Below are 12,295 nucleotides of genomic sequence, written 5' to 3' on the forward strand. Positions count from 1 at the left end.
CAGCCATTGCTGGCACCTTTTACGTCTCGCGCTACAATCGCGGTAATCAATGATAAGGACACTCTGTCATGACTAAACACTATGATTACATCGCCATCGGCGGCGGCAGCGGCGGTATCGCCTCCATCAACCGCGCAGCTATGTACGGCCAGAAATGCGCGCTGATTGAGGCCAAAGAGCTGGGCGGCACCTGTGTGAACGTTGGCTGCGTGCCGAAAAAAGTAATGTGGCACGCGGCGCAAATCCGCGAAGCGATTCACATGTACGGCCCGGATTACGGCTTTGATACCACCATCAACAAATTCAACTGGGAAACGTTGATCGCCAGCCGTACCGCTTATATCGACCGTATTCATACCTCCTATGAAAACGTGCTCGGTAAAAATAACGTTGATGTAATCAAGGGCTTTGCCCGCTTCGTTGATGCCAAAACGCTGGAGGTTAACGGCGAAACGATTACTGCCGATCATATTCTGATCGCCACCGGCGGTCGTCCGAGCCACCCGAATATTCCAGGCGTGGAATACGGTATTGATTCCGATGGTTTCTTTGCCCTTCCCGCATTGCCGGAGCGTGTGGCAGTGGTTGGCGCGGGTTACATCGCCGTTGAACTGGCGGGCGTGATTAACGGCCTCGGCGCGAAGACGCATCTGTTTGTGCGTAAACACGCACCACTGCGCAGCTTTGACCCGATGATCACTGAAACTCTGGTCGAAGTGATGAATACCGAAGGCCCCACATTGCATACCTACGCCATCCCGAAAGCGGTGGTGAAAAATGCCGATGGTAGCCTGACGCTGGAGCTGGAAGATGGGCGCAGTGAAACGGTGGATTGCCTGATTTGGGCGATTGGTCGTGAGCCTGCCAATGACAACATCAACCTCGAAGCCGCGGGCGTTAAAACCAACGAAAAAGGCTATATCGTCGTTGATAAATATCAAAACACCAACGTTGAAGGTATTTACGCGGTGGGCGATAACACGGGTGCAGTGGAGCTGACCCCAGTGGCTGTGGCGGCAGGCCGCCGTCTCTCTGAACGCCTGTTTAATAACAAGCCGGATGAACATCTGGATTACAGCAACATTCCGACTGTGGTCTTCAGCCATCCGCCGATTGGTACTGTTGGTCTAACGGAACCTCAGGCACGCGAGCAGTACGGCGACGATCAGGTGAAAGTGTATAAATCCTCTTTCACTGCGATGTATACCGCCGTCACCACTCACCGCCAGCCGTGCCGCATGAAACTGGTATGCGTTGGGCCAGAAGAGAAGATTGTCGGTATTCATGGCATTGGTTTTGGTATGGACGAAATGTTGCAGGGCTTCGCGGTGGCGTTGAAGATGGGCGCAACCAAGAAAGACTTTGACAACACGGTTGCCATTCACCCGACGGCGGCAGAAGAGTTCGTGACCATGCGTTAAATGTTAAAGGGCAAAGAGTGGTGTGCTCTTTGCCCTTAATTACGTTTCCGCTATCAGTTCAGAAGCTGAAGCAGAAAGCGGATCAGTTCCAGTAGCGCAATTAACGCCCCAAGAACGATGATTGCTTTATCAATCACCCGTTTTCTCCATGCGATGGAGTGAGAATGCATCCGCTTACTCATCCACTGCCTGTCACGGTGCGTGTCTCATTGTTAGATGACGACTATCTCACTCCGGCCAGAGCATCAGTTAACGGCACCACCCGTACCACTGATCAGGACTTTGAAAGCGTTTATGCGCATTGCCAGAGTGAAAATGCCTCAGAGCTAACTGGATAATCATACAGTATGTGCAGGTCATAAAACCAGCACGTCCTTGCAATAGTTTCAGTATGGTATTAGCATTGATGCGTTAGATGATGACTATCTCACTCCAGCCAGAGCCACCAACTCAGGGCTGAAAAGTAAAAAAACCGACGTAAAGTCGGTTTTTTTACGTCCTGATTCGGACAAAATTTAGTACGGCGGCAATCAGGTACAATGCTCAGGAGTTCGCGGCGAAAGAATTCATGACCATGCGTTAATGCTTTGTGCCCGTTATATCGGGTTTTAAGCTGCTGGTTTGGTTCTCTGTTAGCGAGCGATGCCGGTAGGGCTGCGATGTCAGGTTCAATCACTTCCGTAACAGAGTCACCAGTATTATCAGGCCAATTATCATGGCTATCAGCTTCGGTGGCAGCGTGTTCTTCCAGAATACTGAATGGCCCTGTACTGACCTTCCCATTTTCCGTTGTGCTTCCTTCATTCGCTTCAACCGTCGTTGTCTCTTCTCTCTGCGTGCTGTCATATTCTGTTCCCTTTCTCATCAGGCTTGCATCATCAGCAAACCATTCGTCAAAACGGCCCATAAGCGTCCTCAAAGGTCGATTTATCAGGTATCGAAAGGAAGATTTTCGGGAGATTGTGATTTTGGATGGCGGCGGGGAATTGCCGTGACATGCACTTGCGCACAGTGCGGTGGTGCGCTATCATTGTGACATTCATTAATCATCATGGAGGATAAAATGACCAATGACCAATGACCAATGACCAATGACCAAAAAAATTAACATAAAGGATTTCAGGGATGCGTGGCTTGATGATTTTTTTGAATTTTCAACACCACACAAAAAGATACCTTCTGATATTCATATTACATTGTTGCGGAAGCTGGATATTATCAATGCCGCAACTACCTGGAAGGACTTGAGATCACCACCAGGTAATCGGTATGAGGAATTGTCAGGGAAGCTAAACGGCTATTCATCAATAAGGGTGAATAATCAATATAGGTTAATTTTTAAGTGGGTTAACGGAAAGGCCGAGGACTTGTATCTCGACCCTCACAAATACTAAAACAAATACCCGGCGGATGAACCGGGTACTGACCAGAGTCCACTTAATACGCACGCTAGTAAGGGCAAAAAATGAAACAGGCAACCAGAAAACCGACGACTGTAGGTGATATCCTGCTGTACGAATACCTGGAGCCGTTAGAGCTTAAGATCAACGAGTTAGCAGAAATACTTCATGTTCATCGCAACACCGTAAGTGCTCTTGTTAATAATAATCGTAAGCTAACGATGGATATGGCATATCGCCTGGCAAAAGCATTCGATACTTCTGTAGATTTTTGGATTAATCTTCAGACCGCAGTAGACCTGTGGGAAGTTGAAAATGATATGCGCGTTCAGGAAGAGTTAAGCCGTATCACTACTGCTGAAGAATTTATTTCTCAGCGGAATCTGAATAAAAAAGCAGCCTGATATTGTAAAACACAGACAAAAAGCCCACTCAAAAAGTGGGCTTTTTTTTGGAATTAATGAACATTAAACCTATCCGTACAGAACAGGATTATGAGGGCGCACTGCGTGCGGTCGAACCGATGTTCGATAACGAACCGGAAATGAACACCCCGGAAAATGCAGAAAATGTACCTACCCTGCGCATCAACGAGGTGAATGTCACCGAATTGCCTGTGCAGACTAATGTTGAGTCGTGAAGATGGGAATAATTTGCTTCCGCCGCGCCCACGACATGAACAAAATACAAATAACAATACAACTACATTACATTTTATAAATGGTGAAAAAATTAATCTGCATAATATCTTTGCACAGATATTACCGTGAGTATAAAAATAACACTGTCTATTTTGAAATAGACGGTGTTATGAGACATAATATAATAACATTACCCCCGCCAATGACATCCATCAAGAAGCATAGCTGAAGCATATAAATATCAGACAGGTTTACGTTACTATCAGGTATATCTCCAGGCAAGCAGATGAAAATCATAAATAAATATCTATTATATTTTTAATATTTGTTGATAAGGATAGTAACATGAACAAGACAAAAGGTGCACTCATCCTCAGCCTTTCATTTTTGCTTGCCGCATGTAGTTCGATTCCGCAGAATATCAAAGGCAACAACCAACCAGATATTCAAAAAAGTTTTGTTGCTGTTCATAACCAACCAGGCTTATATGTCGGCCAACAAGCACGCTTTGGCGGTAAGGTTATCAATGTCATTAACGGCAAAACAGATACGCTGTTAGAAATCGCCGTATTACCGCTGGATAGCTATGCCAAACCCGATATTGAAGCTAACTATCAGGGCCGCCTGCTCGCCAGACAAAATGGCTTCCTTGACCCGGTGAACTACCGCAATCACTTTGTCACCATCCTCGGCACAATTCAGGGCGAACAGCCGGGTTTTATCAATAAAGTCCCGTACAACTTCGTTGACGTAAATGTACAAGGGATCCAGGTATGGCATTTAAGAGAAGTGGTTAACACCACCTACAACTTGTGGGATTACGGTTACGGCGCTTTCTGGCCAGAACCGGGTTGGGGTGCGCCGTACTATACCAATGCAGTTAGCCAGGTAACACCTGAACTGGTGAAATGATTTAGCCTGAAGATGCAGGTATTTTTAAGATACCTGCTTCTTCGACACTAATATACAGTAAGCAGATAAATATAATAATAATTCCAGCCCAGTTAATTACCTTTGGCTACCTGATATAAAGTTAATATTCGCAGCAGGAGTCGGCTATGTTTCTTGTGATTACCAGAGATACGATGTTCTTTATTGCCATGAAGAACATTCTAAATAAAGGTAATGTCGTTCATATACAGAATGAAGAAGATATCGACTTAACGTTGCATCAGAACGCCTTAGTCATTATTGATACATTAATGAATAATGTTTTTCATTCGGCAATGCTCACGAAAATTGAGCGCCTGAAACCGTTCCATGTCATTATTTTCTCACCGTTTAATATTAAACGCTGTCTGGGGAAAACCCCGGTCACATTTGTACAAAGAAATATTACCATCATTGATTTTGTCGCGCTAATCAATGGCAGTTACTGCTCTGCGCCAGAAGCCGATGTCTTACTGTCACGAAAACAGCATCAGGTACTGACTTGCATTGCTACAGAAATGACAACGGAAGATATTCTGGAGAAGTTAAAAATATCGCTCAAAACATTTTACTGCCACAAACACAATATCATGATGATCCTTCATCTCCGACGGATCAATGAGCTGGTTCGCCATCAACATATTCATTATCTGGTTTAAATCATCTACCCGACGCGGGTCATGAATACTACATGGGCCCGGCTACCGCCGGACCTCCGGGTAAATGCGCCTTATGCCGCAACATCTTCCTGCGTCAGCGCTGCAATCTGTTTACGCCACTGCGCTTGTTCCTGTTCCCCTTCAGTACGCTGACCATAGAGTTGCGCAATCTGCGTACCATCATGAGCAAACAGTTCCAGGCTAGTCACATAGCCATCACTGGCAGGCTTGCGTGTTACCCAGGTTTCGGCAATGCTCTCCGCCAGCAAATGAAGAGTAAATGTTGGGTTGAAAATATTCAGCCAGCCTTTCATCGGCACCACCTTTTCAACCACACCAGTGAAAATCTGTACACAGCCACGGTTACCAACAAACACCATGATCTCATTACCATCTTGCCGGGCAGAATCCAGAATCTGCGCCAGTGCGCTGTTGGAGACTTTGCAGGCCAAATCATCTGCCACCAGATTAAAAGCCTGCTGACGCGTCAGATTATGTCGCTTGAGCAGCGTAAAAAACTGATGAACATCAGTCATCGCCCGCCACTCTTGTTCGACTACACTGGCGTCGACTTGTGTTTTCTCAACTGGCGCATCAACGGCCTGTAGCTCAAGGGGCGTATTTTCCTCGACGATAAAGCGCGCCAAAAACTCACTCCATGCCGCCATATCGGTGCTGTCGGTGGCATAAACTTTTAGTAATGCATCGCCCTGATGATCAAAGAACTGAATACTCTGGCGCTCACCGCGAGCCGTGTTTTCTTTGACGTGGAAAACACTGGCCCACTGATTGAGAAACAGACGCAGATCCAGCGCACGCGGGTTGAGGATCAATCCGGCATGTCCGTTCAGATGTTGGTTCGTGAACGCTCCCACTTGCTCATGAACGGCATATTCGTTACGGCAAATGCATTTGGTTTCACCAACGCTTTCCAGCGCCGCCAGAATCTCGCGAATATCACCGCGCATCCGCCACGCATCATGAGTTACGCGGGCAAATGCCAGTTCAGCTTCACTGATATTCATTAAGCCTGCGATGTCACGCGCGTACTTTCCGGGATTTTGTTCTTTTAACTCGAGCCAGCGTGTGTAGTAATTCATTGTCTATCTTCCTTCCAGATTAATGCCCCGAATTAACGGGGCCGCTTCTTACCATTGATAACTCACGAAAATTTTTCCGCTACGGCCATCCTGCGGGATACCCTGCGGCGACCAGTACTCTTTGTCGAAAGCGTTACCCAACACCAAAGTGGTGGTCATGCCTTTGAGCGCCTGCTGTCCTTGATAACTGACGTAGAAATCATTCACGCCGTAGCCCGGTTGTTTGCTGTAACTGCTGCTGATATGCGTTGAACGATCGGCAAACGTTCCGACCCAGCCGACAGAGAAGCCACTGTGGGCGATTGGAATATTCAGGGTACTGGTGACGGTATCCGGGTTAATAGTAGAGATATATTCCCCGGTATCAGTGTCTTTGCCGCGAGTACGGTTATAAGCCACATCAAGGCTAAACAGATCTGCGGTATATTTCGTCATCACATCCCAACCCCAGATTTTGGCGTTCGGAACGTTATAAAACATGGTTGTCGCCGCCGCGAAATCGACGGTCGTGGAGATATAGTCTTTCGCTTTGGTATCGAAGTAGCTGGCTTTAAATTCCAGGGCATCATTAGGCAACATCAGGTCATCAAAACGCAGTCCAAAGCCGTACTCCTGCGTTTCGTTAGTTTCCGGGCGTAAGTTCGGGTTTGGCACCCAATAGTTGGTATAGAAACGACCAATCGAGAAGTGCTTAGAGTCGTTATACATTTCGCCCATCGTCGGAGCGCGGAATGCCTGCGCATATGAGCCAAACACCATCAGCCAGTCGGTCGGGCTGATAGTCAGCCCCGCACGAGACGACCATTTGTCGGCATCAACATCTTTGTAACCGTCGCTACTACCGCGATAGCTGTCATAACGAGTTCCGCCAAGCAGGGTAACAGGCAGATCGCGTAAAGTGATCTCATCCTGTAGCCAGCCAGAGCTAAAATCGATTTTTGCCTGAGGGAACCCCGTCGTCGCGCCGCCCGGATGCTGTTCCTGACGATAATACTCGCCGCCATACGTCAGTAAGTGAGAAGCGAAACTGTCAGCAAACAGAGTAGAGCGGTTTTCCAGCTTACCGCCTTTTGTCGTCTGTTCACGATATTCGCTGGAACTCCCCGTGTTTTGCGCATTAATACGGACTTCCGACCAGTAAATTTTTGCATCAGCATTTAACCAGTCGTTATCCTGTGGGGCGAGTTTATAAGAAAGTTGCGCATCGCGTTGAATCGTTGAACGATTGACCAGCGGATTACTGCTGTCAGAAGCCTCAACGGTCTGTGGATTTTTCGGTTCACGCGCGTCGTTATTGTAATAACGCACGGAACCGCTCAGGGCTTGGGCTGAATCAATTTGCCAGGTCCCTTTCGCCAGCATGTTATTGATGGCCTCGTCATTCGGTGCCGTCTCTCCGTCGCTCTGGCGTAAATCCCCTCTATCGCGGCTGGACCAGGCCACAATACCATCCAGATTTTCAGTTCGCCCAAAAGCACTGGCGCCTAACCCCAGGCTGTGATCGCCGGTGCCGCCAGTACCAAAGACACGAAAACCGCTATTTTGCCCTTCCTGCAATAAATCTTTTGCATCGACTGTATCGTAGGAGATCACCCCCCCCAGCGCACCGCTGCCATAGAGTAATGCCGAAGGTCCACGAACAATCTCAACGCGTTTGATCAGCGCCGGGTCGAGGAAAGTTCCATTCAAGTGTCCGGTATCTGTTCCCTGACGAACGCCGTCAACAAGAATCAGCACGCCGCGATGGTCATAGCCACGCATGTTCACATCCTGGCCGTTCGTCCGCCCGGTGCCGTCAAGGGTAATCCCGGGGACAGAGCGCAATAAATCGGTGGCTGAAGTCGCAGTTTGGTTTTCGGGAGTAGAAGAGTCGATAACGCTGACCATCATTGGCGCTTCGAAGGAACTTCGGGCATTCCCTGTCGCAGTAACGGTCATTGTTTCAGTGGCAAAAGCACTCATCGGCAAGGTGGCGGAAATAGCCAGAGACAACAAACTCCAACGCAACGAGGTAAATTGCGGACGTGACATAGCGATTCTCCATGAGGAAAATAAAAAATGCTGGCTACCGGGGTAAAAACCGGGGCGGCTGGCGAAAATAAATTTATATACGATTCAACGCGATAGATTTAATTGCGAGAATTAACTGGCGTTTATATTCCGTGATATCGCCTGTTATTTCTGACAATTAAGCAAAAGCTCGCCTTTTTTTGTCAGGCAAAGTGACATGCCACGTCTGGAGTGAAGAGTGCTGTGTATTATCCCTGGCAAAAGCTATTATTTTGTTATTCATATGGGCATGTTTTGTTAAAGCAAGCGTGATAATGAGAATTATTATCGACCTTTTTTTTATGATCAAGCTTTTTTTTAACCGCTATTAGCACAATAAACAGGGGGTTATAAAACCTGTTTATACCTCGTCAACCACTGCGCTCTTGCAATGACTCACCGCCACAACATTGTCACGAAACGCTGTCGTTAGCCGCCATAATTTTTCCATCTCTTTGCTCTGTAATCCGCGACAGCTCTGGGATTACACCTTTTTACCACCCTGACATTTAGCCATTGCAAAATGCGTTAGCTGACGAAGCATTTTGATAAAAATCAAAAAATTCGTTCTTGCTCCCTCTTGCATATTGAACCCGTTGTCGTGTTTTATATATAACTCAAATGATAATCATGTTCATTCTCAATTTGATAAGAGCTCTCATATGATGCCAAGGATCACCAACCGGCAGTTTCTTTTTTCTCCGTTGACGTTATGTATTTCAGCGATAACCGTCGCCGTGAAGAACGCGGTAAAACCTCAGCCCATGAAAAAGCTGTTTACGGCTGTACTGGCACTTAGCTGGGCCTTTAGCGCAACGGCAGCCGAACGTATTGTGGTCGCAGGAGGATCACTGACGGAGTTGATCTACGCGATGGGCGCTGGCGAGCGCATAGTTGGCGTCGATGAAACGACATCTTACCCCCCGGAAACCGCCCAACTGCCTCATATTGGCTACTGGAAGCAACTGAGCAGCGAAGGCATTTTGTCACTTCGCCCGGATAGCGTAATTACCTGGCAGGATGCCGGTCCGCAAATTGTGCTAGACCAACTACGGGCGCAAAAGGTCAACGTTGTTACCTTGCCACGTGTACCAGCAACCCTTGAGCAGATGTACGCCAACATTCGCCAACTGGCAAAAACGTTACAGGTCCCTGAACAAGGCGACGCGCTGGTGACACAAATCAATCAACGTCTGGAGCGAGTTCAGCAAAGCGTGGCGGCAAAAAATACCCCGGTTAAAGCCAGGTTTATACTCTCTGCAGGCGGAAGCGCGCCGCAGGTTGCGGGTAAAAGCAGCGTCGCGGATGCCATTTTGTCGCTTGCCGGAGCAGAAAACGTCGCAACTCACCAACAGTACAAAAGCTACAGCGCGGAATCGCTGATTGCAGCGAACCCAGAAGTGATTGTCGTGACCTCACAAATGGTCGATGGCGATATTAATCGTCTGCGTTCTATTGCCGGAATTACCCACACTGCCGCATGGAAAAACCAGCGCATTATCACCGTTGATCAAAACCTGATTCTGGGAATGGGTCCGCGTATTGCTGATGTCGTTGAGTCTTTACACCAGCAGCTTTGGCCGCAATAAATGGATTTAAATCAGACGAATGAACACAAATAACATCCTGGATCTCACGCCACATTTTGCGTTAGACGGTGACCAGCCATTTAAAGACAGACGCGCTATGATGCCGTTTCGCGGAGCCATTCCGGTCGCCAAAGAGCAACTGGCACAGACCTGGCAAGAGATGATCAATCAAACGATCTCACCGCGTAAGCGACTGGTTTATTTGCACATTCCTTTTTGCGCGACGCACTGCACGTTTTGCGGTTTTTATCAAAACCGTTTTAATGAAGATGCGTGCGCTCATTATACCGACGCCCTGATTCGTGAAATCGAGCTGGAAGCAGACAGCGTATTACATCAGTCCGCCCCTATCCACGCGGTCTATTTCGGCGGCGGCACGCCTTCCGCGCTCTCGGCACGCGATTTGGCAAGAATCATCACCACCTTACGAGAAAAGCTACCGCTGGCGCCGGATTGCGAAATCACCATTGAAGGCCGGGTACTGAATTTTGACGCTGAGCGAATAGACGCTTGCCTTGATGCGGGAGCAAACCGCTTCTCGATTGGTATTCAGTCCTTTAACAGCAAAATTCGCAAGAAAATGGCACGCACCTCGGATGGCCCAACAGCCATTGCGTTTATGGAAAGCCTGGTCAAACGTGACCGGGCTGCGGTGGTGTGCGATCTGCTGTTCGGTTTGCCTGGTCAGGATGCGCAAACCTGGGGAGAGGATCTGGCTATCGCTCGCGATATCGGTCTCGACGGTGTTGATCTCTACGCGCTCAATGTCCTTCCCAATACGCCACTGGGCAAAGCCGTGGAAAATGGGCGCACTATCGTGCCCTCTCCGGCAGAACGTCGCGATCTCTACCTGCAAGGGTGTGATTTTATGGACGATGCCGGCTGGCGTTGTATCAGTAACAGCCACTGGGGCCGTACCACACGCGAACGCAATCTCTATAACCTGCTGATTAAACAAGGAGCCGATTGTCTGGCCTTTGGTTCCGGCGCTGGCGGTTCGATTAATGGTTACTCCTGGATGAATGAGCGCAACCTGCAGAGCTGGCATGAATCCGTCGCGGCAGGTCAAAAACCGTTGATGATGATGATGCGCGCCGCCGAACGTAATGCGCAGTGGCGTCACACTTTGCAGTCGGGTATTGAAACCGCGCGTGTACCGCTGGATGAACTTACGCCACATGCCGAAAAACTCGCCCCGTTACTGACCCAATGGCACCAAAAAGGCTTAAGCCGCGATGCTTCAACTTGCCTGCGGTTGACCAATGAAGGTCGTTTCTGGGCAAGCAATATTTTGCAGTCTCTTAATGAACTGATTCAGGTACTTAATGCGCCAGCGATTGCGCATGAAAAACCATAACAGGAGTAATTTATGAGCCATGTCTCGTTACAGGAATTTTTGAAAACGGAACCGGACGGTACGCTGGAAGCGGTTGCCGAACAATACAACACCACATTGCTGGAGGTAGTGAAAAATCTCCCCTCCTCTACTGTTGTGTCTGGCGATAAATTCGACACCATCTGGGATACCGTCTGCGAATGGGGCAAGGTCACCACGCTGGTGCATACTGCCGATGTGATCCTCGAATTTAGCGGCGAACTGCCTTCAGGTTTTCATCGCCACGGCTATTTCAACCTGCGTGGAAAACATGGCATGTCCGGGCATATCAAGGCAGAAAATTGCACGCATATTGCCCTGGTCGAACGTAAATTTATGGGTATGGACACCGCATCCATTCTCTTTTTCAACAAAGAAGGCAGCGCGATGCTAAAAATTTTCCTTGGCCGCGATGACCATCGCCAACTGCTGAATGATCAAGTTAACGCTTTCCATTCACTGGCTGCGTCTCTGAAGGAAGAAGCCTGATGGCACCGTGGCTACTCTTTGGCGCAGGTGGAAAAGGCGTCGGCGCCAGAACCCTTGAGCTGGCGCTGACGGAACAACGCCCGCTCATTGCTGTCGTTCGCCATGCCGATACCGCGACGAAACTGGCGCAACAAGGCGTGCAGGTTTTTACTGGCGACGCCTGTGATGCCAGCGTGGTCGCGGCGGCCTGCCGTGCGGCTGGCCCGCAAGCGCTTGCCATCTCAACAATGGGCGGCGCTCAGGATTATCTGGCCCACAGAACGGTGATCGATGAGGCCGAAAAAGCAGGCATCACACGCATGATTCTGGTGACGTCACTGGGCTGTGGCGATAGCTGGTCATTTTTATCGGATCGCGCTAAAGCCGCGTTTGGTCAGGCGGTACGGGAAAAAACTCTGGCGGAAAGCTGGTTGCAAACCAGCCAGCTTGACTATGCGATTCTCCGTCCCGGAGGCCTGCTTGATGGTGCGGCAACGGGCAAGGCGCTACGCATACAAAATCAGGAATGTCATGGTTTTGTCCGTCGTGCCGATGTCGCCATGCATATTCATGAACTGGCAAACGCGCCAGCACTCAACAAGCAGATCTACAGTCTGATTGAACCAGGCCTGAAACCGGCGTAATGCCATGCGGCGCGGAAGC

At 48.8% G+C, this 12,295-nt stretch carries 15 protein-coding genes; 11 read left to right on the forward strand and 4 right to left on the reverse strand.

Going from position 1 to position 12,295, the window contains the following annotated elements; all coding sequences use genetic code 11:
- Positions 1–68: 68 nt before the first annotated feature.
- The gene (gorA, locus tag EA14781_RS03165; RefSeq protein ID WP_000160823.1) at positions 69–1,421 is read left to right on the forward strand and encodes a glutathione-disulfide reductase; all 1,353 of its coding nucleotides are present in this window, start codon (positions 69–71) and stop codon (positions 1,419–1,421) included.
- 53 nt (positions 1,422–1,474) lie between these two features.
- Here gorA and dinQ read toward each other — a convergent pair whose 3' ends face one another.
- A complete protein-coding gene (gene dinQ / locus EA14781_RS03170; protein ID WP_001295215.1) occupies positions 1,475–1,558 on the reverse strand; it encodes a damage-inducible type I toxin DinQ in 84 nt (27 codons plus the stop codon).
- 27 nt (positions 1,559–1,585) lie between these two features.
- Here dinQ and EA14781_RS25155 point away from each other — a divergent pair, with 27 nt between their 5' ends.
- Positions 1,586–1,759, forward strand: coding sequence for a hypothetical protein (locus EA14781_RS25155; protein ID WP_000553433.1), 174 nt, complete (start codon positions 1,586–1,588; stop codon positions 1,757–1,759).
- Between the two features lie 89 nt (positions 1,760–1,848).
- Here EA14781_RS25155 and EA14781_RS03180 read toward each other — a convergent pair whose 3' ends face one another.
- Positions 1,849–2,328 (reverse strand): hypothetical protein, encoded by a 480-nt coding sequence (locus tag EA14781_RS03180; RefSeq protein ID WP_000532313.1) that lies wholly within the window; start codon positions 2,326–2,328, stop codon positions 1,849–1,851.
- Between the two features lie 184 nt (positions 2,329–2,512).
- On the opposite strand from EA14781_RS03180, the gene EA14781_RS03185 reads away from it, so the two are divergent.
- From EA14781_RS03185 to EA14781_RS03205, 5 genes are all read left to right on the forward strand, one after another.
- Positions 2,513–2,815, forward strand: coding sequence for a type II toxin-antitoxin system RelE/ParE family toxin (locus EA14781_RS03185; RefSeq protein WP_000162413.1), 303 nt, complete (start codon positions 2,513–2,515; stop codon positions 2,813–2,815).
- Positions 2,816–2,886: 71 nt separating this feature from the next.
- A complete protein-coding gene (locus tag EA14781_RS03190) occupies positions 2,887–3,225 on the forward strand; it encodes a HigA family addiction module antitoxin (RefSeq protein WP_000806446.1) in 339 nt (112 codons plus the stop codon).
- Positions 3,226–3,281: 56 nt separating this feature from the next.
- The gene (locus tag EA14781_RS03195) at positions 3,282–3,461 is read left to right on the forward strand and encodes a hypothetical protein (protein WP_002460167.1); all 180 of its coding nucleotides are present in this window, start codon (positions 3,282–3,284) and stop codon (positions 3,459–3,461) included.
- Between the two features lie 346 nt (positions 3,462–3,807).
- Positions 3,808–4,374, forward strand: coding sequence for an outer membrane lipoprotein Slp (gene slp, locus EA14781_RS03200; protein ID WP_001044206.1), 567 nt, complete (start codon positions 3,808–3,810; stop codon positions 4,372–4,374).
- A gap of 146 nt (positions 4,375–4,520) precedes the next feature.
- Entirely contained in the window at positions 4,521–5,051 is a 531-nt protein-coding gene (locus tag EA14781_RS03205) for a helix-turn-helix transcriptional regulator (protein ID WP_000480294.1), read from the forward strand.
- Positions 5,052–5,122: 71 nt separating this feature from the next.
- Here EA14781_RS03205 and chuS read toward each other — a convergent pair whose 3' ends face one another.
- Positions 5,123–6,151, reverse strand: a complete 1,029-nt coding sequence (gene chuS, locus EA14781_RS03210; RefSeq protein WP_001110407.1) for a hematinate-forming heme oxygenase ChuS — start codon at positions 6,149–6,151, stop codon at positions 5,123–5,125.
- Positions 6,152–6,199: 48 nt separating this feature from the next.
- Positions 6,200–8,182 (reverse strand): TonB-dependent heme/hemoglobin receptor ChuA/ShuA, encoded by a 1,983-nt coding sequence (gene chuA / locus EA14781_RS03215; RefSeq protein ID WP_000089600.1) that lies wholly within the window; start codon positions 8,180–8,182, stop codon positions 6,200–6,202.
- A gap of 683 nt (positions 8,183–8,865) precedes the next feature.
- On the opposite strand from chuA, the gene EA14781_RS03220 reads away from it, so the two are divergent.
- The 4 genes from EA14781_RS03220 to chuY are packed head-to-tail and all read left to right on the forward strand — an operon-like array spanning position 8,866 to position 12,276.
- The gene (locus EA14781_RS03220) at positions 8,866–9,789 is read left to right on the forward strand and encodes a heme/hemin ABC transporter substrate-binding protein (RefSeq protein WP_024164664.1); all 924 of its coding nucleotides are present in this window, start codon (positions 8,866–8,868) and stop codon (positions 9,787–9,789) included.
- A gap of 19 nt (positions 9,790–9,808) precedes the next feature.
- A complete protein-coding gene (hutW, locus tag EA14781_RS03225; RefSeq protein ID WP_001095593.1) occupies positions 9,809–11,146 on the forward strand; it encodes a heme anaerobic degradation radical SAM methyltransferase ChuW/HutW in 1,338 nt (445 codons plus the stop codon).
- A gap of 12 nt (positions 11,147–11,158) precedes the next feature.
- A complete protein-coding gene (hutX, locus tag EA14781_RS03230; protein ID WP_000020036.1) occupies positions 11,159–11,653 on the forward strand; it encodes a heme utilization cystosolic carrier protein HutX in 495 nt (164 codons plus the stop codon).
- Positions 11,653–12,276, forward strand: a complete 624-nt coding sequence (chuY, locus tag EA14781_RS03235; protein WP_000035559.1) for an anaerobilin reductase — start codon at positions 11,653–11,655, stop codon at positions 12,274–12,276. Before hutX ends, chuY begins: the two co-directional genes overlap by 1 nt.
- The last annotated feature ends 19 nt before the right edge of the window (positions 12,277–12,295 follow it).

The organism is Escherichia albertii NBRC 107761 = DSM 17582 (assembly GCF_000759775.1).
GTDB lineage: Bacteria > Pseudomonadota > Gammaproteobacteria > Enterobacterales > Enterobacteriaceae > Escherichia > Escherichia albertii.

Excerpts from the sequence above, each read along its gene's own strand:
- gorA (WP_000160823.1), top strand. The coding sequence starts at position 69 with ATGACTAAACACTATGATTACATCGCCATCGGCGGCGGCAGCGGCGGT.
- EA14781_RS25155 (WP_000553433.1), top strand. The coding sequence starts at position 1,586 with ATGCATCCGCTTACTCATCCACTGCCTGTCACGGTGCGTGTCTCATTG.
- EA14781_RS03180 (WP_000532313.1), bottom strand. The coding sequence starts at position 2,328 with ATGGGCCGTTTTGACGAATGGTTTGCTGATGATGCAAGCCTGATGAGA.
- EA14781_RS03185 (WP_000162413.1), top strand. The coding sequence starts at position 2,513 with ATGACCAAAAAAATTAACATAAAGGATTTCAGGGATGCGTGGCTTGAT.
- EA14781_RS03190 (WP_000806446.1), top strand. The coding sequence starts at position 2,887 with ATGAAACAGGCAACCAGAAAACCGACGACTGTAGGTGATATCCTGCTG.
- EA14781_RS03195 (WP_002460167.1), top strand. The coding sequence starts at position 3,282 with ATGAACATTAAACCTATCCGTACAGAACAGGATTATGAGGGCGCACTG.
- slp (WP_001044206.1), top strand. The coding sequence starts at position 3,808 with ATGAACAAGACAAAAGGTGCACTCATCCTCAGCCTTTCATTTTTGCTT.
- EA14781_RS03205 (WP_000480294.1), top strand. The coding sequence starts at position 4,521 with ATGTTTCTTGTGATTACCAGAGATACGATGTTCTTTATTGCCATGAAG.
- chuS (WP_001110407.1), bottom strand. The coding sequence starts at position 6,151 with ATGAATTACTACACACGCTGGCTCGAGTTAAAAGAACAAAATCCCGGA.
- chuA (WP_000089600.1), bottom strand. The coding sequence starts at position 8,182 with ATGTCACGTCCGCAATTTACCTCGTTGCGTTGGAGTTTGTTGTCTCTG.
- EA14781_RS03220 (WP_024164664.1), top strand. The coding sequence starts at position 8,866 with ATGCCAAGGATCACCAACCGGCAGTTTCTTTTTTCTCCGTTGACGTTA.
- hutW (WP_001095593.1), top strand. The coding sequence starts at position 9,809 with ATGAACACAAATAACATCCTGGATCTCACGCCACATTTTGCGTTAGAC.
- hutX (WP_000020036.1), top strand. The coding sequence starts at position 11,159 with ATGAGCCATGTCTCGTTACAGGAATTTTTGAAAACGGAACCGGACGGT.
- chuY (WP_000035559.1), top strand. The coding sequence starts at position 11,653 with ATGGCACCGTGGCTACTCTTTGGCGCAGGTGGAAAAGGCGTCGGCGCC.